Below are 23,082 nucleotides of genomic sequence, written 5' to 3' on the forward strand. Positions count from 1 at the left end.
AATGGGATTAATGGAAATTAGGCATTTGCAAACATTTATAACCATAGTTGAGCTTCAAGGATTTACAAAAGCAGCAGAGCATTTGGGGTATGCTCAGTCTACAATAACATCTCATATTCGAATCTTAGAAGATGAGATGGGAGAAGTTTTATTTGATCGTTTAGGCAAAAAGGTTATTTTGACTCATGTTGGTAAGAAATTAGTGCCTTATGCTAAACAAATGTTAGATGTATATAAGGAAATTAAGAATATAACTTCTCATTCTAATAACGTATCGGGTGATTTAATTATCGGAGCATCAGAATCATTAACCATCTACCGTTTAGGAAAAATTTTAAAGGAATATAAAAAGAATTATCCAAATGTAAATATCATTTTAAAGGCCGCCAAGTGTAGTGATTTAAGAAGTAAATTACATAGTGGGGAGATAGACATAGCGTTTACCATTGAGCCAGAAATTAGGGATATAGATCTAGTCGTTAAAAATTTAAAAGATGAAGATATGGTCATTGTTAGTGCACCAGATGCAGATTTGGAATTTTTAGTAGCCAATTGTGAAGGTGAAGTAGCAAGAGAAAGTATTATATTTAGTGAAAGAGGATGTATTGCTAGAGCAGCATTTGAGAATTACTTAAGGCAGAAGAAAATAAGGTATGTCAACCCCTTAGAATTCTCAAGTATAGAAGCTATTAAAAAATGTGTAATGAATGGGTTAGGAATTTCTTTAGTACCTTATTACACTGTTAGGGATGAAATAAGAGAAGGAAGACTTAAGATGATAGGAGTAACGGAGCCGCTAGGCCAGTTTAGAACTCAACTTACATATCATAAAAATAAAAGTGTATCAGTACCAATGAGTAAGTTAATAGAACTTACGTTAAATGAATCTATCAATTGGAGATAACAGTATTTCTAAGAAAGAAAACTGATAAATCCTTGGATAATGCCAATGTTTATAAAGTCTATAAATAATGAGCCTACTATTGGAACGATGAAGAATGCAGTTCTAGAGTATACATACTTTTCAGTAATAGAATTCATATTTGCCATGGCATTTGATGTAGACCCCATTGCAAATCCAGTTAGTCCTGCCACCATTACAGCTGAGTCATAATTTTTGCCCATTAATGGATAAGATACAAAGATGCCATAAAGGTACATCATTACGCACTGGGCTAAAAGTAAAAGTAACATTGGAAGTGCTAGGTCTATGAGCTGCCAAAGTTTTAATGTGATAAGTGCCATACCAAGGAATAGATTTAAGGATACTTCTTCAACTACCTTAATTTCTTCTAAAGGTGTTTTAATAAAACTTGTAGCATCAGAAATATTTCTTATAACAGCAGCAGTAATCATAGCACCTATGTAGGCAGGAAAATTAATGTCGGTAGACCACTGACTAACGAATGCATTTAAAGCATCAGTTAAATAAGTTCCTAGGAACATAGCTATTAGTATTTGAAAGAAAGCCATACTTATTTTATTAGTATCTAATAGGGATGTATTCTTTTGGGTAATAGATAAGTCGAACTCAGTTTCATTAGAAGATGGAAGTTTTTTCTTATGTAAGAGATTATCCTTTATAATGAGGCGATTTGCCATAGGGCTACCTAGGAGTGAACCTGCAACAAGTCCAAAGGTTGCAGCTGTTAAAGCTACTGTTAGAGCCTGAGGATAACCAAGAGCTTCAATGCTAGGTGCTACAGCGGCTGAAGTACCATGTCCACCAGTTAAAGCAGGTGAAGCTGTAAGGAGTGCTAGCAGTGGATCAATTCCTACAATACCTGCAAGGCCAACGGCCAATGCATTTTGAAGCACAGCAAAAACTGTTGATATAAGAAGGAATAAGAGTACTTGCTTACCACCGATCTTAAGCATTTTAAAGCTGGCATTAAATCCGACAGTACAGAAGAACATAATCTGGAAGAAAGTCTGTAGGGTTGTATCGAATTCAAATGAAGCAATATTATTTTGTCTAAAAATCATATGTATAATTGAAAATATAAGTCCCCCAATTACTGGCGAAGGAATGGCGTATCTTGAAAATACGGGGATAGCATTTTTGATTGCCTTTCCCAATAACAGAAAGATGACTGCTAATCCTATAGATTGAATCATATTAAGTTGAATTGTCATTTATTAACTCCTAAAATTATAAAATATTTTTTGTATCTTTAAAATTACTATTAGTGGATAAAAATTAAATGCTATATAGAGAGCCAGGCAAGAATTTAATTTATAGATATTATTATATAGATAATAAAGTAGAGCGTTTTATTGATAATGTGGGCAGATAATTAATTGAAATTTTTATATTTTGTATAATAGTTCATTTTTTCGACAAAGTCAATGAAAGGGTTTTGCTTAAGATTTATAGGGGGAGGAAGTTAGGATTAACGTTACTTAGAGGTAAGTAATTAGTCTTGCTATATATCAATGTGTAACAATAGATATAGCTTATAACTATATCAGACTATAGTTTTTTGAGATTACAGAATAACAAAAGTTTTATGGTAACATATGGTTATAAACAGGAAAATCATTAAATAGAGTCTCAATTACCGATAACGCTCAAAAAGAGTGTTTAGGCTATGGGATGAACAAAGCTTTTTATTTCAGGAGGATTTAGATATGAGAGACGAAACCAAATGTTTGCACGCGGGCTATACACCTAAGAATAGTGAGCCAAGAGTAGTACCTATTTATCAAAGCACGACTTATGTATTTGATTCTACAAAAGAAATAGGGGACGTATTTGATGAACCTACTAAGGCGCTTATTTATTCACGTTTTGCTAACCCAACAGTAATGGCAGTGGAAGAAAAAATTGCTGCTCTTGAAGGTGGTATTGGGGCAATGTGTACCACATCAGGACAAGGTGCTTCTCTTTTATCTATCTTAAACATTTGTAAAGCAGGAGATAGCTTTATAAGTACCTCTACGATTTATGGTGGTACAATTAATCTCTTTGCAGCAACTTTGAAAAAGCAAGGCATCGAATGTATCTTTGTTGATCAAAATGCTGATGAGGAAACCATCCATGCAGCTTTTAAACCTAATACTAAAGCAGTGTTTGGGGAAACACTAGCTAATCCAGCACTTTGTGTATTAGACATTGAGAAATTCGCTAAAATTGCGCATGCCCATGATGTGCCACTTATTATTGATAATACCTTTGCAACACCTATTCTCTGTAAACCATTTGAATATGGTGCAGATATCGTCGTTCATTCTACTTCTAAATATATGGATGGACATGCTGTGCAAGTAGGTGGGGTAATCGTTGATAGTGGTAACTTCGACTGGACTAATGGTAATTTCCCAGAGTTCACAGAGCCAGATGAAACTTACCATGGTATTACTTATACTGAAACTTATGGTAAAGCAGCTTATATTATTAAAGCAAGAATGCAGCTCATGAGAGACTATGGTATGTATCCAGCAGCTAACTCAGCTTTCTTATTAAATTTAGGTCTTGAGACATTAGCTATTAGAATGGAAAGATATTGCCAAAATGCCCTTAAGGTAGCTGAGTATTTTGCAGCTTCTGATAAGATTGAGAAAGTGATGTATCCAGGACTTGAAGGGGATGAGTACCATGAACTTGCTAAGAAATACTTAAAAGGTTCAAGTGGTGTTATTTCTATGGTCATTAAAGGTGGTAAAGAAAAAGCTATTCAGTTTATGGACAGCTTAAAATTAGCTTCTAATGAAGTACATGTAGCAGATATCCGTACTTGTGTACTTCATCCAGCTAGTGAAACACACCGCCAATTAACAGATGAGCAATTAGTAGCAGCTGGCATCAATCCAGGAATGATTCGTTTCTCAGTAGGACTTGAGAACGTGGAAGACATTATTGAAGATATTGAGCAAAGCTTAGCTCAGTTATAAGGATAGGAAAGAAAGCCATAAAAATATCACCTCAGGGGTATTTTTATGGCTTTCTCTTTTGTTCCCAATCTACACGGCAGAACTTAGGTTCTGCCTCTTTTGTTGTAATCCAAAGCATCATAAGTAATATAATAAATACAAAAATGCTGTGCTTTAACTTAACATTTATTTTACATTGACCATGCTATTATAAGCATGTGCTTAGGAAGTACATCAAATACATAATATAAAGGAGAAAATAAAATGAAGAAAATTCAAATAGGTACATTAGCAATAGCAGCAGTTTTAGCAATTGGTGGAGGTTCTGTATTTGCATCAGAGAAAGCGGCAGATTATAAAAGTGTTATAGTTGACGGAGTGGAAATCGAGAGTCAAGATAAGGAACTTTTAAAAGCAATAGAGAATGGAGAAGTTGAGATCAGTGTAGACACTACTAAGAGTGTACCAGTTCAAAAAGTCGGCGAAGTGGAAATTGAGAGTGAAGATGAGGAGCTTTTAAAAGCAATAGCAAATGGAGAGATTGAGATAATAGTCGCTACTGAGAGTGTACCAGCTCAAGAAGTTGAATAATAGGATAGAAGATAGGTATGACATTCAAATGCTAGTTATATTAATTGTGAGAAAGTATAATAATTAATATAACTAGCATTTTTTATAAAGTAAAGAATAAGGAGGTTGCTATGAGGCTATTAATTATAGAAGATGAAATAAGTATATTAGAAGCCCTCCAAAAAGGACTTAAAAAAGAAGGTTATGCTGTGGATATTGTATCAGATGGTAATGAAGCTATGGAATATCTAGAGCTTAACAGTTATGATTTGGTGGTACTAGATATTAATTTACCTGGGATAGATGGACTTTCTATATTAAGGAATTTGAGAAAAGAGGATATAGATACAAGAGTGATTATTATATCAGCTAATAGAGAGATTGAAGACCGTATTAAGGGATTGGATTTAGGAGCCAACGATTATTTGGTTAAACCTTTTGATTTTCAAGAACTCAAGGCTAGAATACGCAGCTTATTACGTAGGAAATTTGTTAGTCAACCCAATATTCTTCAAGAGTCGGGGATTGAAATTAATTTATCTACGCTTAAAGTGACTTATAAAGAAAGAGATATTCCCCTCACTTTAAAAGAATATGGGATCTTAAAATACCTAATTGAAAATAAAGGAAGAGCTGTGAGTAGCGAGGAGCTTTTTGAACATGTTTGGGATGAGCATTCAGATCCCTTTTCAAAAGTGATTAGAGTACATATTTATTCACTTAGAAAAAAATTAGTCAATGCGACAGGTAAAGATAATATCATTACCACCCTAAAAGGTGTGGGATATTTATTTGTAGGTGGTGGAGATGAATAAGATAAAAATTACACTAAAGTGGCGATTTACTCTTTTAACCATTTTTCTCATTGTTCTATCGAGTGTAGCTATTACCCTTGCTATAAATATAGATATTGGAAGAAATATTCCCATGGCACCTTCTACAATTGCAGGAGAGAGTGGTGACTTCGCTATAAGTATTTTTGATGAAGCACTGACTGAGATACAAAATCAGTCTAGTTCTATTCATAGTAATGAAGCTAAAGTTATATCTCCAGGGCAGTTTGAAATAGCTATGACAACAGCTGTTTCTAACATTTATACTACCTCAATTATAACATTAATCATCATCATTTTCTTAGGAGGGATAAGTGCATACTTTGTTGCTGATAGAGCATTAAGTCCTATCAAAGACCTAAGTGATAATGTAAAAAGTATTAATGAAAATAACTTACTATCCCATCTTGAAGTAGAGGGACCACAAGATGAAATCAAGGAGTTGACGATTTCTTTCAATCAAATGCTAGCAAAACTAAATCATGCGTTTACTTCTCAAAAACGATTTAATGCCAGTATAGCGCATGAACTTAAAACGCCACTTACTGTTATGAAGACCAACATAGATGTATTAAATGAGTATGAAGAAAAAACTGTAGAAATGTATCAGGAAACTATAGAGATTGTACGGGAGTCAGTATATAAGCTAAATAGTATGATTGAAACTATGTTAGATTTGGTAAGACAAGAAAATGCACCTTTAGATGATGAAGTGGATATTAATCAAATTATAGAAGATGTATTAGAGGATCTGATGGTCATTGCTAAGGAAAAAGATATTACATTAGATTACCATACCTCAGGCAGGCACTCTTTGATTAAGGGGAATGAGATACTGCTTTACAGAGCTATTTATAATGTTGTAGAAAATGGGATAAAATATAATTTTCCATGTGGACAAGTTGATATTCAAAGTATTGAGACTAAGGATATCATAGAAATTCAGATTCAAGACACAGGTAAGGGGATGAGAGAAGAAGAGATGAATCGTATCTTTGAGCCTTTTTATAGAATGGATAAGTTTAATGTAGATACAAACAGTGGATTAGGGCTAGGATTATCCTTAACTCAGTCTACAGTTGCTATTCATGGAGGAGAAATTAGAGTGGAAAGTAGAGTAAATGAGGGAACACGGGTGAGTATTAGGTTACCTATACATTTATAATAGTTATAAAAACTAAATTCTCAGTAGGGTTTGAGAACGCACTTGATAGTATTGAAGACATTGAGCAAAGTTTAGCTCAGTTATAATGACTAATAAATAAAGAGAGAGCCTTGAAAATATCGATCTTATAGACATTTTCAAGGCTTTTGCAGCTATACTAAATCCACGAAGTAGCAAACGTTTTATAAAACATCATTTTTTGAAATCCTATGGTGCCCATGAGAGTGCATGATGAGTCAGAGTGTTAGAATGATAATACTTTTTAAAAAATAATGTTTATAAATACATTTTTTAATATTATATTGACAAGTTGTGAAATGTGATGTATACTGAAAAAGAATTAAGTTGTTGTTTATACCTTTAAAAGATAGTGAAATTCACATGTTATTAGAGATTATATGCACCACTCAATGTAATCTGTAATAGTATGTGAATTTTTGTTTGCAACCATTACAGAAATTTATATTAATTAGGAGGTACCTCACATGACAGGTACAGTTAAATGGTTTAATGCAGAAAAAGGATTTGGATTTATTTCAAGAGAAGGTGGAGATGATGTATTCGTACATTTCTCAGCAATCCAAGGAGATGGATTTAAATCTCTCGAAGAAGGACAAGCAGTAAACTTCGATATTACAAAAGGTCCTCGTGGCGCTCAAGCAGAGAACGTTACAAGAGCATAATTCATAATGGATTATCTAGAAAGCAGAACTAAGGTTCTGCTTTTTTTGTTATGTTTAAAAGAGAAAATCATTCGACTTCTAGCAAAGAAAGATGAACAAAGTTGATATTTGATAATACATACATAAAGTATTTATAGGCAAGTAGACTTAGAAAGGTAAATGAGCTATCACATGTGCAGATTAAAATCTGCTAGTGATAGCTCATTTGCTTTTTTATTAGTTCTTAAATACTTCTGGATAAAAAGCTTCAGCTAATTTTTCTAGACAATCGAAGGTTCTATAGCCATAGCCCATAAGTTCAGTATACTCAACAGAGGTAATGTTTTTATTTTTAATAGCTTCAACATCTTGAAGAGTAGGTTCTGCTAATATTCTATCTACGGCATCACCATCTACAGAGGCATTTTTGTTCGCTGTTACATAAACAATGTGATCAGGATTAGTAGAAATGATATTTTCTAGAGAGATAGAGCCACCTTTTTCAATAACATTATCTGCATTTAATACATTTAACATTTCTGATTGTAATGAAGCATTAGCACCATAAGCAGTAAAGGATTCACCGTTATAATTAACTATTAACATCACTTTTTTTCTTTCACCAGTAGTTGGAACCTTTGATTTAATATCCTCGAAGGAAGCCTTCAAGGAGTCAGCTAATGTATTAGCTTTATCTTGAACATCGAATATAACGCCTACATTTCTAACATCTTGAATAATCGTATCTAGGGAGATATCAGTATTCATTTTACTTGCTAATTGAACATAAGTATTAATGCCAACTTCATTTAAGCTAGGGATTAAGCCATATCTATCATCTTTAAATGAAGCAGCCCTGCCGATTACTAAATCTGCACCAGAACCAACAACCACTTCTTTAGCCACATCACCTTTGTTAGCAATTGCAGGTATAGCTTCATAATCAGCTTTTAGCTCTTCTGGGATAGGCGTGTCTAAATCACCAGTTCCAATGATAGAATCCTTTAAGCCTAAGGTTAAAAGTAATTCAGTTGAAGTTTGGTTATTAGTAATGACCTTCTTTGGTGCTTCATTAAATGTTTGTGGGTATACATTGCCTTCAGAATCAAAAGCCTCAAAGGTCACTGGATAAGCTGTTTGATTATCCGATACTTCTGCCACGGTAGGTGATGGCTCTTGCTTTGATGATGTACTTGGAGTTTCGGCCTGAGCTTGAGTTTCAGTTGAAGTTTCAGTTTGAGCTTGAGCTTGAGTGCCACATCCTACAAGGGCTGTTGTAGCTAGTGTTAAGGCTGTAAGTAAAAGCATAAATTTTTTATTCATAATCGTTCTCCTTTTAATTTTGAATTTATAGTATGGTTATTCATTTTTCTTCATTACAAAGTTGGTGGTAAGTACTCAATTGAAAGTTTATTAGTGATCGGATTGATATAAATATGAGAGTCAACATCATAAACTTTTTTAATCATTTCTTCGGTTATAATTTCATTTGGAGCACCTTGGTATACAATGCTGCCCTCTTTTAAGACATAGAGCTCATCACAAAACTGAGCAGCTAATGTTAGGTCATGTAAAGCTGCTAAAACGCATATGTTTAAGTTTTTAACAATGGACATAACCTCTAGTTGATACTTTATATCTAGGTGATTAGTAGGTTCATCTAAAATCAATATTTTAGGATTTTGGGTTATGGCTCTAGCCAATATCACTCTTTGCTTCTCACCACCAGATAGTAAACTAAAGCTTTTTTGAGCAAAGTCTAGCATGCCAACTTGAGCTAAGACTTTAAGTGCTAGATCGTAATCATTTTTGTTATCTTGCTCTAACAATCCCTTATAAGGAGCTCTCCCCATTAATACGATATCTATCACTTTAAAATCAAAGTTAATATGATTAAATTGGCTAACGACGCCAAGGGTTTTGGCAAGAGATTTCTTATTATAATCCTTCATATTTTTATCAGATATAAAGACCTCTCCAAAGCTTGGTTTTATAACGCCGTATATAGCCTTTAATAATGTAGATTTACCACTTCCATTTGGGCCTATTAGCCCGATAAATTTGTTATTAGTAATGGCTAAATCAATACCTTTAACAATTTCTTTTTGAGATAAAGTAACCTTTAATTTTTTAACTTTTAAATCCATTAAACTCACCTACTTGTCTCCATATCCGAAGCCCTTTCTTAATAGAATATAAACAAAGAATGGAGCGCCAACTAAACCAGTGATAATACCAATAGATAATTCTGCATTAGGTATAGCTATTCTGGCAAAAACATCAGCCCAAATTAAGAATATAGCCCCTAAAAGTATCGAAGTTGGTACAAGTCTTTTATGATCAGATCCAACTATAGATCTTGAAATATGAGGGATTATTAATCCCACAAAGCCGATAATACCGCAGTTAGCAACCAAGATACCTGTTAATAAGGAAGTAATAATCATGTAGATTCTTCTGTAAAGACTTAAATTAAGGCCTAAAGTCATAGAGGCTTCATCACCCATTAACATTAAATTTAATGTCCTTCCCTGAGTTAAGAAGAATACACAAAATAAAGTTACAACTAAAAAGACAAAGCCTATATTCTGCCATTTAGCTGCTGCTAAAGAACCCATTGTCCAAAATTTTACGCTTTGCATGCCCTCAGCGTTACTAGCAATAGACATGATGAAATTGGATAAAGAGGTACATAAAGCACTAACTACAGTTCCAGATAGGACCAATTTAGCAGAGGATATCTTACTTCCCATTGAGGATAACAATAGAACTAGAACAGAAGCACCTAAAGCACCTAGAAATGCCCAAAAGGATACACTACTAACTGAAAAGAGGCTAAAAGAGCCTAATCCTAACATGATAGAGAAGGTTGCCCCTAGGGATGCACCGGAAGAAATTCCTAAAATATAGGGTTCAGCCAGGGGATTTTGAACGGTTGCCTGCATGATGGTTCCACATATAGCCAGTCCAGCTCCAACAGCAATGGCAAGTAGAACTCTAGGCATTCTAATTAACCAAACAACATTATAAGTTGATAGATTATTGACCTGGGAAGGATCCCCTAAGGATAAGCCAAATAACTTATTTAATATGATGCTATAGGATACAGAAGGTTTTAGTCTGAGTGAGCCAAAAGATACTGATAAAATCACAGAAACAATCAGTAGTATAATCAGACCCAATATAAATAAATTAAAGGATTTTTGGAGCTTCTGACTTTTCTCATAAGAAGTATTTAAAATGTCTTGCATATTTAGATCCTTTCTTGAACAATTACTAAAAATAATGTAAGCTTATATTACGGATATTTTGATAATCATTATCAATTTCAAAGGAAATTATAGCACAGAAAAAATAGCAGTAGAATATACTAAAACAAAAACATGGACAATTATTTAAATACCATTAAATGTAGTTGAAAGGAGCTTGTTTATTTGAAGAATGTTAAGAAAAGTGAGTTGATAGAGGAGTTTAGAAAAAATACCTTTGAAGTTTTTAGAATAGAAAGATTTACGAAGGGGTCTACATATACTAAAAATAGTTACATGACCAATCTTTCTGCGTTTATTTTTCCTATTAAAGGAAAGGCTAAAGTCGAGTTTGATAATGAAGTTTTTATGGCAGAGCCAGGTAAGGTCATTCATGGCTGTAAGAATAAACAATTATCCTTTAAGGTCATGGGCGATGAAGAGTTTGAACATATCAATATCTATTATATAGCAGATGAATATCTAGCTCCTGCTTCATATATGAATTCAACCTTCGAGTTTAAGATAGGTAATTATGGTGAGATACTAAAATCTTTAGATGAGCTTATGGAGATATCTTCAAGGCATCAATTAATGTCAAAAGTAAATCTTCAGATACAAACCTCTTTATTTTTAAGAGAACTTTTTACAGATTACAATTACAAAAAGGAATTAAGTGAAAAAGAGTTTACTTTAGAGGTGAGTAAATTTATTGCGGAAAACTATATGCAGCCAATTACATTAAGTACACTTTCAGAAAGATATGCGGAGAAATCTAATAGAATATCCTATTTATTCAATAAATATTTAAATATACGTCCAATAGATTATTTAATTAAGTGTAGAATGGCTGCGGCAAGCAGATTATTAAATGAAGGTTTTTCAGTGAAAGAAGTTTCTAAAAAAATTGGTTATAATGATGAGTTTTATTTTAGTAGGCTATTTAAAAAAAGCTTTGGTGTTACTCCAAGTAAATTGAAGAAAGGATAGGAGAGATGAAAGGAAGTATTTTAACAAGAACAGTTGATAATAGAGAAATTTATATTTATTTACCAGAGGGATATGATACATCAGATAAAACATATCCTGTAGTTTATGCCCATGATGGTGATAAATTGATTAGGTTTTTAAAAGGAATCATTGATGAAATAGAAGAAGGTTTCACCAGCGGAAATTTAGAAGAACATATAATAGTTGGCATTACACCTTTTGACAGACTAAATGAGTACACCCCATGGGCTGCAAAGTCTAATCATGAGAGATTTCATGATTTTGAGGGACAAGGGGATGATTATTTAGAGTTTCTAAGTGGTGATTTACAAGATTACATAGAAAGAGAATTTAGAGTAAGTAGTCGTAAAGAGGGTAGGAAAATCATGGGCCATTCACTTGGGGCTTTGATTTCTATCTATTCCGTTTTCAAAAATAATCATTATGGTAAAATAGCAAGCATATGTGCTTCTCAATGGTATCATAATTGGATTCAGTTTATTAGAGAAGAGGATTTAATTAATGAGAACTTTAAACTGATGATGATTGCGGGGAAAAAGGAAGGCAATGGAAAGATTACTATTCAGAAGGATACACCAAAGTTTTCTGTTATGTCCTATGAGATCATGAGGGAGCGTATTGGAGAAGAAAATGTAGAGCTCGTATGGGATGAGTATGATCATCATGAGAATTTATTAAATAGACATAGAATCGCCTTAGCGTTTCTCTTAAGAAAAGATTGATATGAAAAGAACCTCCATTTATGTGGAGGTTCTTTTCATATCAATAAAATCAGCTAAAAAAGGATTTATTTTTATAGGTATGCAACAATTTAACTGGCTAACTTGTATAATAGATGTGGCTGTTGGAAAGAACATAAACGACTTAATAGGAGATAAACATATGATAGGAAGAGTGGATATAGTCGAAGAAGGATTAATTTATTTGCAAGATATCAAACTATGGATTTATAAAGTATTGAGTATGGGAACGAAGTTCATTAAAGAAAAGTCTTTGATGGAGTCAGATTCGAGTTATACAGAGCATAGAGAGGCTACTTTGGGGTCTCAGAATCAAGAAACACCTGAACTTTCCAGGATAATCAAATCATATGGGGATAGTATTCTACGTGTAAGTTACTCTTATTTACGAAGTATGAGTGATGCAGAAGACATTTTACAAGACACCCTTATTCAGCTGCTCAGATATAAACCAGCTTTTGTAAGTACGGAACATGAGAAGGCATGGCTTTTAAAGGTGGCTATTAATTTGAGTAAAAATAAGTTGAAGTCTGCTTGGTTTAAGAAGACACAGCCTCTTACGAAAGAAGAATTTCCAGCGCCATTAAGTGAAGAATTAAGTTATGTATGGGAAGCGGTTAGTCAATTGCCTATTCAGTATAGAGAGGTGATTCATTTGTTTTATGAGGAAGATTATACAACAGCTGAAATATCCAAGTTATTAGAGAAGAAAGAAGTCACAGTTCGTTCGATGTTATATCGTGCAAGAAAGCGTCTAAAGGAAATTTTAAAGGAGGACTATGACTTTGAGGACTAAATATAAGGAAATTATGGATAAAATCAAGGTTTCGGAAGAATTGGAGCAACGTTTAGAAAGTAATTTACAGCAGTTGTCCATTGAAGAAGAAGCTTTTTCACATTCAAAAACATCTCTAAGAAAATACCTACAGATAGGAACTATGGTTGCTTGTTTTACTGTTTGTATATTAGGACTTCACTTGAAATTATCTAAAATCGATACCCCTCCACTTGAAGAAAATTACTCAATCACGAGTGTTAAAACAGTAGAGGAACTTTCGGAAAAAATGAAATTTCAGCTTAAAGTGCCTAATGTCTCTCCAGAGTTTAAAGTGGTAGAATGCAATGACTTATTTGAAAGTGTAGCAGAAATAGTTTACTCAGATGGAGTAGAGGAATTAAATTACCGAATAGGAATAAATAATGGGCAAGATATTAGCGGCGTGTACACGGTGTATAGTGATATAAAAAATAGCACTATAGGACATACAGAGTATACCCTAAAAGGAGAAAGTGGAGAATATAGTTTAATTACTTGGGTAGAGGATGAGTATAGCTTTGCGCTTCAAAGCTCTAAGCCGCTAAGTAGTGATGAACTGCTTCAAATAGCTACAAGTGTAGAGCTATATAATAAAAATTAATTTTAATAACAATGCAACATTAGGATGAAATCAATTGTATTTAGTATGAGAAGACATTTATAAAAGAAAGGATGTAATAAGTTATGAAAAAGGCATTTATAGCATGTATAATGGGATTTATTATGACAGGGGCGGTTCTAGGCGAAGCTATTTCTGACAAGACTGGGTTAGGACAAACTAACAACACTATTTCTATGAAGACAAAAACGATAGAAGGATGTGAAATGATACCTTTGCGTGAGGTGGCTGAAAAATTAGGTTTTGAGCTGGAGTGGAATGGCAAAGATCATACAATTACTTTAGATGATGGTAAGATGAATACGACACTAACATTAGGTCTAGATCTCTATTACGCAAGTAGTTCAGTAGCAATAGGTACGACTGCACCTGAACGCTTTGGTGTTGGTCCTACAATGGTTAATGGACAGACTTATGTTCCAGCTGAGATGTTTCGTGCTCTTTTAGGAAATGCTGAAAACGCTGTTTCAATAGCAGAAGGAACAGCAACATTTATCAAAAGGACAGCAGAGGAAGTAGGAACTCAGCAGATAACTAACCCATATACTGAACATAACTCATTAAAAGAGCTTGCAAATGCAGTAGGATTTCAGTTTAATATTCCAGAAAAGTTACCAGAAGGATATGAACTAAGTAAGCTATTTGATATTAGTAATGATACGGTAGATATAAGATGGAAGAAAGGAGATGCTGAAATTTCTTATAGAGCAGCTCAGGGTACAGAGGATATTAGTGGCGATTACACAGTGTATGATAGCGTAGTGGTGGATACTATAAGTGGAAGTAATGTTACATTAAAAGGAAATAATGACAAGGTATATGTGGCTACTTGGCAAAAAGGACAAATGACCTATTCCATCACTGCAACAGAAGGGCTTTTAAAGCAAGAAATAGAAAATTTAATTAATGTAGCTTATTAGAAGAATTACAGAAACTAAGAAAAACGATATTAACCGTACGAATATGAGGATGATATCGTTTTTCTTTGAGATTATTTTATGTGAAGGATGGAAATGGGTTCTATGATGAGTGAATTTGTAAGAATAAAAATAAAAGTAGTATTTAAAGACATATTTTCAAATATTATGTTGACAAGTTATGAAATTCGGTATATACTAAGAGAGTATTAAGTAGTCGTTTATAGCTTTTAAAAATAGTGAAATTCACATGTTATTAGAGATTATATGCACCACTCAATGTAATCTGTAATAGTATGTGAATTTTTTTGTTTGCAACCATTACAGAAATTCAAATTAATTAGGAGGTACCGCACATGACAGGTACAGTTAAATGGTTTAACGCAGAAAAAGGATTCGGATTTATTGAAAGAGCAGATGGAGATGACGTATTCGTACATTTCTCAGCAATCCAAGGAGATGGATTTAAATCTCTAGAAGAAGGACAAACAGTAAACTTCGAGATTACAAAAGGTCCACGTGGCGCTCAAGCAGAGAACGTTACAAAAGCATAATTCATAATGGATTATCTAGAAAGCAGAACTAAAGTTCTGCTTTTTTGTTGTGCCTAAAAGAGTTAAGCATTTGATTTTAGCAAAGAAAGATGAATAAAGTTGATATTTGATAAGACATACATAAAGTATTTATAGGAAAGTAGACTTAGAAAGGTAAAGGAGCTATCACTAGCAGATTTTAATCTGCACATGTAATAGTTCCTTTGCTTTATGAGTTTATTAGTGGATATTAATTTCATTCTCACGGGCATATTTCTTAGACCATTTACATAAATCTGCTAATACTGATTTCAATTCCATTCCATATTCGGATAAGGAATATTCTACTTTTAGAGGCACCTCTGGATAAATCTTACGTTCGATGAGGTGAGCTCTTTCTAGTTCTCTTAACTGCACGGTAAGTGTTGCTTCTGTAATGCCCTCTAACAGTTTCCTTAACTCACTAAATCTCTTTGTTCCACTGGTTAGATGATAAAGTATACGTAATTTCCACTTTCCACCTATTAAATCTAACCCTAAATCTAAAGGATATACATAGTCTTTCTTTAACTTACTCATTGATTCCTCCTATATAGATAGCATACTATCTTTGAGCATAGTATCTATTATATATAAACGTACTTGTACTCTCTACTTATCCCACTTAAAATAGTATAACAACTAGTTATAAAATAGAAGGAGTATTTTATTATGATTACCATAAATACCGAAAAATGTATAGGGTGTAGCCTTTGCATTAAGGACTGTTTTGCTAGAGATATCTCATTAGTAGATGGAAAAGCTGTAGCTAGTAACAAGACTTGTTTCAAATGCGGTCATTGTATTGCCATTTGCCCTCAAAAGGCTGTTTCAACTACTGAATACAATATGAATGAAGTCAAAGACTATGATGCGGAAAGCTTTAACATTAATGCAGATCACCTTCTTAACTTTATTAAATTTAGACGAACTATTCGCCAGTTCAAGAAACAAGATGTAGAAGCAGATAAACTTCTAAAAATCATTGAAGCTGGTAGATTTACTCAAACAGGTGGTAATGCACAAAATGTTTCTTATGTTGTAGTTAAAGACAACTTAGATGCTTTAAAAGCTATGACTTTTGATACTTTATCGGCTATGGGTCAACATGCTCTTGCAGATGAAAGCGCTTCGCCACTGATTAAGCGATATGCTCAGATGTGGATTAATATGTCTGAAAGTTATAAACAAGATCCTAAACAAAATGACAGCCTCTTCTTCAACGCGCCTGCTATTATTTTAACAGTGTCTTCCTCGCCGATTAATGCCTCTTTGGCGTCTTCTAATATGGAACTTATGACAAATGCTTTAGGACTAGGTACATTCTTCAGTGGTTTCTTCACACGTGCAGCTGAAGCTAATAAAGCAATTCCTCAGTTCTTGGGTATTACTGGGACAGATCAAATTGTAACGTGTATGGTTATAGGTTATCCAAAAGTGAAATATGCACGAACTGTTCCTAGAAAACCTGCTACTATCACATGGAAATAGTTAATAGGTCAAAGAAAAGCCTTGAAAATATCACTCTTATGATATTTTCAAGGCTCTTTTAGTTATGCCAAATCTATAGGGGCAGCTTTATTTATTAAGGACAGTATACTGGGTACAAAATGACTTGTTAAAAGAAGTTCAATTACATAAAAAGCAAGGGTATCAAGAGATATATGATTGATTAGTAGGATATAGTAGCGATGAGATGGTTAAACTGAGAGAAGAGTTAATTCTAGTCTTAGATCAATAAAGGAAGGAAGACGTGTGAATGAAAAAGAGTAGGATAATCGCAGCATTACTGATAGTGCCATTAGTAGGCTGTTCAAGCAGCAGAGAAATAGCTAATTGTTCAGCAACGATAGAAGTTGAAGTGCAACAACAGGAGCTACAAAAACAGATACAAAAGCAGATACAACAGATACATCAACAAATACAAGAACAGCTACAAGAACAAATACAGGAGCAGGAGATACATCAGCAGGGCCAACAAGATAAGATACCAGAGCAGACACAAGAGCAGGAGAAACACCAACAGGAACAACAAGATAAGATAAAAGAGCAGCAGATACAACACCAGGATAAACACCAACAGAAACAACTGAAGAAGATACAACAGCAGAAGCGGCAAGAAGAGGAGATACAACTGCAGCAGCAGCAACAGGAAATACAGCAGCAGGAACAGCAACAACAGGAAATACAGCAGCAGGAACAGCAACAACAGGAGATACAACAGCAGCAGCAACAACAACAGGAAATACAGCAACAAGAACAGCAGCAAGAGCAGGAGATACAACAACAGGAACAACAAGAGCAGCAACAAGAACAGCAGCAACAGGAGATACAACAGCAGGAGATACAACAAGAGCAAGAAGAGGAGATAGAACAAGAAGAGCAGCAGCAACAGCAGAATAAGAAGAAATCATAAGAAAAAATCTAAAATGGTTAAGCGATGACACTTAAAGCTGGGGGGCTGATAAGAAAAGTAAAAAGATAATTGCAAGGCAATGTAGCGAAAGCTAAGCTGTCTTGCTTTTTCTTTGTCGTTTAACGGTCTGAGTATAATCTGGCATTTTCAAAGATTTAGACTTTATGCTGTCATATTTATGAGATATAATATGATCGAGTGGTACTATGCAGTTTACAAAGATGCAGTACTTAAAAGAGAAAATGAAATAATAGCAAGTAAAGTCAAGTAGTAATCTCTCGATTTCTTTATAATAAATGTAGGGTGATTGAAACGAGGTGAATAGACGAATGTACGAGTGGCAGAAGCAAATTCAAATAATCGTTGATGAAATTGACAAATGTATTAAAAATTATAATGACGAAGCCTTGACACTACGCTTTCTTTCTCGTAGGCTGGGTTATTCTGAATTTTATACAACGAGAAAATTCAAAGAAATATCGGGTATGCAATTTAGGGATTATCTACGGCATAGAAAATTAGCCTTTGCATTAAAAGAGGTTCGGGATAGTGAAAAAAGCCTCTTAGATATTGCTTTTGATTATGGTTTTTCATCACATGAAGCTTTTACCAGAGCCTTTAAGGCAACATATGGTGTAACTCCAAGTGAATACCGAAAAAAGCCTAAACCTGTCGTTCTTCGTACAAAAATAAACCCTTTCGACCGCTACTTTTTAGGATTGGGAGAGATTGGTATGATGAAATCTGCAGATGGTATTAAAATTTATTTTGTAACCATTCCCGCACACAAATTTTTGCACATTAAAAATTATGAGAGTAATGGGTATTGGGATTTTTGGCAAAAGCAAAGTCTTATTCCAGGACAGGACTGCGAAACAATTTGCGGCTTACTTGATAGTATCAAAGGTAAGTTGGATGATGATGGTGGGAGTGAGCCTAATAGCAGCAGTGGTCAGATTATGGCATATATTAATGATCCGGAAGGCAGACTCTGCGATTGGGGTATTCCACGTACAGAGTGTTATGGTGTACGACTTCCTCTTGATTATAAAGGCGAAATACCGCCACAAATGCTTATGATTGATGTTCCCGAAGCTGAGTATATTGTTTTTGAACATGGCCCATTCGATTATGAGCAGGAAAATTGTAGTGTGGAAGAAAAGATTGAAAAGGCAATGGCAACTTTTGATTTTACAGACACTGGTTATTGCTTTGATACTTCCCCTGGTAGGATAATTTACTTTTATCATAATCCTGAACGGTTTTTTAAGTATATCAGACCTGTACGAAGGTAAATAAAATCGATTGCCTATCCACTATACAGACGCTAATCAAGCAATCAAATAGAACATGAAGCAAGCACATACGTGCTACCCAACGTAAATAAAAGACGTTGCGTTGGCGGCAGGATTTTCATGTGCAAACAGAATATAGATAGCCTAACGGCGGTTTTGAAATAACAATCAAAGCCGCCGTATTTCTTTTATATAGGAACCATTCGACTAATAATTTCGTTTTTTTATTTAACAAGTATTTTACACTTGCACACTAATTTTAATCTAAAATCAATATCTCTTTAATATGAAAGGTTTATCATTTAATTTGAAAAATAAAGATAAGTTATATATCTATCTTACTTTATAAACTATTTCTGAAAGGAGCTTATTGATTGTGGAACAAGCATTAAAACCTTCTTTGGCAGAACCAGTTGTTAACGTAGAGGACATTAAGGAGAAAGTCAAGCATACTAAGCTCAAAAATAATCGAGTAGTCCCCTATATGTACTTATTACCTTGTTTTATTTTATTTTCTGTCTTTGTGTATTTCCCATTTGCTAAAACGATTTATTTAAGCTTTACCCTTACTAATAGAAGAGGAGAGGCCGTAGAGTTCGTAGGAATGGAGAACTTTCTAGAATTATTTACTTCACCTAGCTTCTTTAATAGTTTACTCATCACCTTTAAATTTGCACTTCTTATTATTATTCCATCTATGCTCATTGGCCTTGGGTTAGCCCTTTTGGCACACAATAAATTGAAATACAGCAGAGCTTATGAACTAATGTTTTCTATGCCTATGGCCATTGCTTCAGCACCAGCTGCAATAATCTGGATTATGATCTTTCATCCTACTAATGGGATTGCGAATGCAGTACTTCACTCAGATATTAAATGGCTAGCAGATCCTAAGTATGCTATTTACGCAGTGGCAATGGTAACCGTTTGGTTAAGTATTGGTATTAATTTTATCTTCTTATTTACAGGGCTTAAGTCCATTCCGGAAGAGCTAATAGAAAGTGCCAATATAGATGGTGCTAGCTATAGAAAGAAAGTAAGATATATTATCTTACCGCTCCTTACCCCACAGCTCTTTTTTGTACTCTTTATGAACCTAGTAGGTGCATTTCAAGCCTTTGGGCAAATTAAATTGCTGACGCAAGGTGGACCTGGGGATTCTACTAATGTACTGGTGCATTCTATTTACCGTGATGCCTTCTTTAATGGTAGATTCGAAATGGCTAGCGCACAATCTATGATTTTATTTGTTATTGTTTTTGTCATTACCATGGCTCAGTTCGCCTGTGAGAAAAAAGGGGTGCATTATAAATGATGAGAAAAACGAAATGGCAACTTAACCTTTTAAGTATCATTATAGGCCTTTTGATTATAGCACCGATTTTGTATGCACTTTCTTTAAGCTTAATGACACCAGCAGAAATCTCTATGTTTCCCCCAAGGCTGTTACCTAGTCAGTTAAGGCTGGATAACTATCAACTAGCCTTAAGCATGGTGCCTTTTGGTAGATTTTTGACCAACAGCCTTTTTGTAGGTATCTGTGTTACCTTTGGGCAGCTCTTAACTTGTAGTTTAGCTGCTTATGCCTTTTCTTTCTTTGAATTTAAGGGAAAAAAGCTTCTATTTATTGCTGTGCTTGCAACTGTGATGATACCGGGTGAAGTTATTATTGTGTCCAATTATTTAACGGTCAGTCAATTAGGATGGAACGACAGTTTAAAGGCACTTATCATTCCTTTTTTGACTTCTGGCATGGGCATCTTTATGGTGAGGCAGTTTTTCTTGACTGTTCCTAAAGACTTACATGAAGCAGCGGTCATTGATGGCTGTGGGCATTTTCAGTTTTTAACTACTATTTTAGTGCCTATTTCGAAGCCTGTTATGGCATCCTTAGGGATTTATGTGTTCATTAATACATGGAATCAATATATGTGGCCACTTTTAACCATTAATAATCCCAATAGGCGTACAGTTCAAATTGGCATTAGTATGTTGCAGTTTTCAGAAGGTAATAACTACGGTGTTATTTTGGCAGGAGCCTTAATGATTATTATCCCTTCTATTATTGTTTTTGTAATCGGCCAGAAGAGATTAGTAGATGGCATGATTTCAGGAGCTATAAAAGGGTAGTAAATATAGTTTGATTAAACAAAACGGGGAGGAAAGAAATGAAGATTTTAAAGAAGAATTTCAAGAAGATAGTAGGGATCTCTATAGCATGTATGTGGGCATTAACAAACACAGTAGGTTGCAGTCCAATTGAAGCAGAAGAAACAGGAGCTAATAATGCAGGCAGCAAACCTGCTAATGAAGCTGGTCCTTCTTCTCAAACCACTACGCAGCCAGCTTCAGTGGCTTCAGCTAATGCCACTAAGCTAATATTCTGGCACTCTATGGGAGGTGCTGGTGGTGAAGCTATTAATAAACTCACTGAGCAGTTCAATGCCTCTCAGAATGAAATTGTGGTAGAAGCACAGTTTCAAGGCTCTTATGATGAAGCCATTAATAAGCTTAAAAGTGCTACTATAGGTGATGCTTCTCCTGATATTATGCAGCTTTATGACATTGGAACGAGATGGATGATTGATAGTGGCTATGCTTATAAGATTCAAGATATGATTAATGAGGATAACTATGATGTGAGCAAATTAGAGCAAAACATCTTAGCATACTACTCTATTAATAATGAACTTTACTCTATGCCATTTAATAGTTCTACCCCTATTCTTTACTATAATAAAGATGCTTTCAAGGAAGTAGGGCTCGATCCGGAGAAAGCCCCTACTAACCTTGATGAAATGATTGAAGTTTCCAAGGCACTTGTTAAAAAAGATGGGGATAAGGTAACTAGATATGGTGCCAATATTCAAGTATATGGTTGGTTTTTTGAACAATTCTTAGTAAAAGAGCAGCTAGAGTATGCTAATAATGGTAATGGTAGAACAGATGGTGCAACAGCAGTAAGCTTTGATAGTAATAGCGGTGGACTTGCTATTATGAACAAGTGGAAGGAAGCAGTAGACTCAGGCGTTATTGCTAATTTAGGCCGTGATGGAGACGTGAATAAGGAAGCCTTTACTTCTGGTAACTCTTGCATGTTCTTAGGTTCTACAGCATCTCTTTCAGGCATATTAAGTAGCATAGATGGTAAATTTGAATTAGGTACAGCTTACTTCCCAAGCATTAATGCTAGTGACAAAGGCGGCGTGTCCATAGGTGGTGGTTCTCTTTGGATGTTAGATAAAAAGGACGATGCTAAGGCAAAAGCAAGCTGGGAGTTTATCAAATATATGGTTTCTCCAGAAGCACAAGTAGAATGGTCTAAAGCAACAGGCTACTTCCCTATTACTACAGAAGCATATAATTTACCAGCCATGGAAGAGCATTTAAACGAAAAACCACAGTTCAAAACAGCTATTGATCAATTACATGCTAGTACAGGTTCTACAGGAGCACTTTTAGCTGTATTCCCAGAAGCAAGAGCTTGTATTGAAGAGAATCTTGAAAAACTCCTCAATAATGAAATAAGTGCTGAGCAAGCAGTAGAAAATAGCGCAGGTACCATTAATAAAGCTATAGAGAAGTATAATAAGACGAAATAACAGTAGAATATAATCTCCTACTGGAAAGAAATGAGAGGGAGAGATGGTTATGATTTTTAATATGGCACATAGGGGTGCTAGTGGGCATGAACCAGAAAATACAATGGGAGCTTTTGAAAGAGCTATTGAGTTAGGCTGTGATGGGATTGAGACGGATGTACAGCTTTCAAAGGATGGTATTCCTATACTTATCCATGATGAAACAGTTGATAGAACCACAACTAATTCTGGTTTTGTAAAGGATTTTACTTGCAGTGAGCTTCGGGATATGGGGATTCCTTCTTTAGAACAACTTATGATTTTAGCTAAGCTAAATCATATTGTACTTAATTTAGAGCTTAAAAATGGGATTGTTTTATATAAGGAGCTAGAAGAAAAGGTCATTGATATTATTAAAAAATATCGTATGGAGCAGAGTGTCATCTTATCAAGCTTTAATCATCAATCCATGGTGAAATGCAAGCAGATAGAGGCATCTATTATGACCGGTTTACTTTATATAGAAAACCTTGTCCAGCCAGAAAAATATTGCAAATATGTAGGGGCAGATGCACTTCATCCACATTATCGTACAGTAAATAAAGAGATGGTGGAGGCGGCCCATGAAAGGTATATGAAGGTAAATGTGTATACAGTAAATGAGGAAGAGGATATTCAAAACATGGTAGAAGTAGGGGCGGATATGATTATTAGTAATTATCCAGACCGTGTGAAGAAGTATTTGTAAGATACTACGTGTCTT

Annotated in this window: 24 protein-coding genes; 18 read left to right on the forward strand and 6 right to left on the reverse strand. The window is 34.5% G+C overall.

What is annotated here, in order from left to right:
- The first annotated feature begins 10 nt into the window (after window positions 1-10).
- Window positions 11-904: a LysR family transcriptional regulator gene (locus tag EKH84_RS03945; RefSeq protein ID WP_127065223.1), complete on the forward strand. Its 894-nt coding sequence runs from the start codon at window positions 11-13 to the stop codon at window positions 902-904.
- Between the two features lie 8 nt (window positions 905-912).
- Here EKH84_RS03945 and gltS read toward each other — a convergent pair whose 3' ends face one another.
- Entirely contained in the window at window positions 913-2,136 is a 1,224-nt protein-coding gene (gene gltS, locus EKH84_RS03950) for a sodium/glutamate symporter (RefSeq protein WP_127065224.1), read from the reverse strand.
- 495 nt (window positions 2,137-2,631) lie between these two features.
- Between gltS and EKH84_RS03955 the strand changes: the two genes are divergently transcribed.
- The 5 genes from EKH84_RS03955 (at window position 2,632) to EKH84_RS03975 (ending at window position 7,124) form a co-directional block, all read left to right on the forward strand.
- A complete protein-coding gene (locus tag EKH84_RS03955; protein WP_127065225.1) occupies window positions 2,632-3,894 on the forward strand; it encodes an O-acetylhomoserine aminocarboxypropyltransferase/cysteine synthase family protein in 1,263 nt (420 codons plus the stop codon).
- A 243-nt stretch (window positions 3,895-4,137) separates the two neighbouring features.
- Entirely contained in the window at window positions 4,138-4,464 is a 327-nt protein-coding gene (locus EKH84_RS03960; protein ID WP_127065226.1) for a hypothetical protein, read from the forward strand.
- 110 nt (window positions 4,465-4,574) lie between these two features.
- A complete protein-coding gene (locus tag EKH84_RS03965) occupies window positions 4,575-5,258 on the forward strand; it encodes a response regulator transcription factor (RefSeq protein WP_127065227.1) in 684 nt (227 codons plus the stop codon).
- Window positions 5,251-6,441 carry a HAMP domain-containing sensor histidine kinase gene (locus tag EKH84_RS03970; protein ID WP_127065228.1) on the forward strand — a complete coding sequence of 397 codons (1,191 nt, stop codon included), beginning with the start codon at window positions 5,251-5,253 and terminating at the stop codon, window positions 6,439-6,441. Before EKH84_RS03965 ends, EKH84_RS03970 begins: the two co-directional genes overlap by 8 nt.
- Before the next feature lie 485 nt (window positions 6,442-6,926).
- Complete coding sequence (locus tag EKH84_RS03975; protein WP_013655218.1) at window positions 6,927-7,124, forward strand: cold shock domain-containing protein; 198 nt, start codon at window positions 6,927-6,929, stop codon at window positions 7,122-7,124.
- Window positions 7,125-7,340: 216 nt separating this feature from the next.
- Here the strand turns inward: EKH84_RS03975 and EKH84_RS03980 are convergent, their stop codons facing one another.
- Genes EKH84_RS03980 through EKH84_RS03990 form a run of 3 tightly spaced genes read right to left on the reverse strand, consistent with a single transcriptional unit; the run spans window position 7,341 to window position 10,354 of the window.
- Complete coding sequence (locus EKH84_RS03980) at window positions 7,341-8,426, reverse strand: ABC transporter substrate-binding protein (protein ID WP_127065229.1); 1,086 nt, start codon at window positions 8,424-8,426, stop codon at window positions 7,341-7,343.
- A 53-nt stretch (window positions 8,427-8,479) separates the two neighbouring features.
- Window positions 8,480-9,250 (reverse strand): ABC transporter ATP-binding protein, encoded by a 771-nt coding sequence (locus tag EKH84_RS03985; protein WP_127065230.1) that lies wholly within the window; start codon window positions 9,248-9,250, stop codon window positions 8,480-8,482.
- A 9-nt stretch (window positions 9,251-9,259) separates the two neighbouring features.
- Complete coding sequence (locus EKH84_RS03990) at window positions 9,260-10,354, reverse strand: FecCD family ABC transporter permease (protein ID WP_127065231.1); 1,095 nt, start codon at window positions 10,352-10,354, stop codon at window positions 9,260-9,262.
- A 183-nt stretch (window positions 10,355-10,537) separates the two neighbouring features.
- Here EKH84_RS03990 and EKH84_RS03995 point away from each other — a divergent pair, with 183 nt between their 5' ends.
- The 6 genes from EKH84_RS03995 (at window position 10,538) to EKH84_RS04020 (ending at window position 15,009) form a co-directional block, all read left to right on the forward strand.
- The gene (locus EKH84_RS03995) at window positions 10,538-11,341 is read left to right on the forward strand and encodes a helix-turn-helix domain-containing protein (protein WP_127065232.1); all 804 of its coding nucleotides are present in this window, start codon (window positions 10,538-10,540) and stop codon (window positions 11,339-11,341) included.
- A gap of 5 nt (window positions 11,342-11,346) precedes the next feature.
- Window positions 11,347-12,084, forward strand: a complete 738-nt coding sequence (locus EKH84_RS04000; protein WP_127065233.1) for an alpha/beta hydrolase — start codon at window positions 11,347-11,349, stop codon at window positions 12,082-12,084.
- Window positions 12,085-12,244: 160 nt separating this feature from the next.
- Complete coding sequence (locus EKH84_RS04005; protein ID WP_190283477.1) at window positions 12,245-12,898, forward strand: RNA polymerase sigma factor; 654 nt, start codon at window positions 12,245-12,247, stop codon at window positions 12,896-12,898.
- Window positions 12,888-13,520 (forward strand): hypothetical protein, encoded by a 633-nt coding sequence (locus tag EKH84_RS04010; RefSeq protein WP_127065234.1) that lies wholly within the window; start codon window positions 12,888-12,890, stop codon window positions 13,518-13,520. The genes EKH84_RS04005 and EKH84_RS04010 overlap by 11 nt, the downstream gene beginning before the upstream one ends.
- Before the next feature lie 83 nt (window positions 13,521-13,603).
- A complete protein-coding gene (locus tag EKH84_RS04015; protein ID WP_127065235.1) occupies window positions 13,604-14,458 on the forward strand; it encodes a copper amine oxidase N-terminal domain-containing protein in 855 nt (284 codons plus the stop codon).
- Between the two features lie 353 nt (window positions 14,459-14,811).
- Window positions 14,812-15,009 carry a cold shock domain-containing protein gene (locus EKH84_RS04020; RefSeq protein WP_127065236.1) on the forward strand — a complete coding sequence of 66 codons (198 nt, stop codon included), beginning with the start codon at window positions 14,812-14,814 and terminating at the stop codon, window positions 15,007-15,009.
- 219 nt (window positions 15,010-15,228) lie between these two features.
- Here the strand turns inward: EKH84_RS04020 and EKH84_RS04025 are convergent, their stop codons facing one another.
- A complete protein-coding gene (locus EKH84_RS04025) occupies window positions 15,229-15,567 on the reverse strand; it encodes a winged helix-turn-helix transcriptional regulator (RefSeq protein WP_127065237.1) in 339 nt (112 codons plus the stop codon).
- A gap of 132 nt (window positions 15,568-15,699) precedes the next feature.
- On the opposite strand from EKH84_RS04025, the gene EKH84_RS04030 reads away from it, so the two are divergent.
- Window positions 15,700-16,518 carry a nitroreductase family protein gene (locus EKH84_RS04030; protein ID WP_127065238.1) on the forward strand — a complete coding sequence of 273 codons (819 nt, stop codon included), beginning with the start codon at window positions 15,700-15,702 and terminating at the stop codon, window positions 16,516-16,518.
- A 341-nt stretch (window positions 16,519-16,859) separates the two neighbouring features.
- Here EKH84_RS04030 and EKH84_RS21875 read toward each other — a convergent pair whose 3' ends face one another.
- Complete coding sequence (locus EKH84_RS21875) at window positions 16,860-17,441, reverse strand: hypothetical protein (protein ID WP_190283478.1); 582 nt, start codon at window positions 17,439-17,441, stop codon at window positions 16,860-16,862.
- A gap of 331 nt (window positions 17,442-17,772) precedes the next feature.
- Here EKH84_RS21875 and EKH84_RS04040 point away from each other — a divergent pair, with 331 nt between their 5' ends.
- From EKH84_RS04040 to EKH84_RS04060, 5 genes are all read left to right on the forward strand, one after another.
- A complete protein-coding gene (locus EKH84_RS04040; RefSeq protein ID WP_127065239.1) occupies window positions 17,773-18,738 on the forward strand; it encodes a helix-turn-helix transcriptional regulator in 966 nt (321 codons plus the stop codon).
- A gap of 376 nt (window positions 18,739-19,114) precedes the next feature.
- On the forward strand, window positions 19,115-20,053 hold the full coding sequence (locus tag EKH84_RS04045) for a carbohydrate ABC transporter permease (RefSeq protein ID WP_127065240.1): 939 nt from the start codon (window positions 19,115-19,117) through the stop codon (window positions 20,051-20,053).
- Window positions 20,050-20,868 (forward strand): carbohydrate ABC transporter permease, encoded by an 819-nt coding sequence (locus EKH84_RS04050; RefSeq protein WP_127065241.1) that lies wholly within the window; start codon window positions 20,050-20,052, stop codon window positions 20,866-20,868. The genes EKH84_RS04045 and EKH84_RS04050 overlap by 4 nt, the downstream gene beginning before the upstream one ends.
- 38 nt (window positions 20,869-20,906) lie before the next feature.
- On the forward strand, window positions 20,907-22,340 hold the full coding sequence (locus EKH84_RS04055) for an ABC transporter substrate-binding protein (protein ID WP_127065242.1): 1,434 nt from the start codon (window positions 20,907-20,909) through the stop codon (window positions 22,338-22,340).
- A gap of 49 nt (window positions 22,341-22,389) precedes the next feature.
- Complete coding sequence (locus EKH84_RS04060; protein WP_127065243.1) at window positions 22,390-23,067, forward strand: glycerophosphodiester phosphodiesterase; 678 nt, start codon at window positions 22,390-22,392, stop codon at window positions 23,065-23,067.
- The last annotated feature ends 15 nt before the right edge of the window (window positions 23,068-23,082 follow it).

It is taken from the genome of Cellulosilyticum sp. WCF-2, from assembly GCF_003990395.1.
Taxonomy (GTDB): Bacteria; Bacillota; Clostridia; order Lachnospirales; family Cellulosilyticaceae; genus Cellulosilyticum; species Cellulosilyticum lentocellum.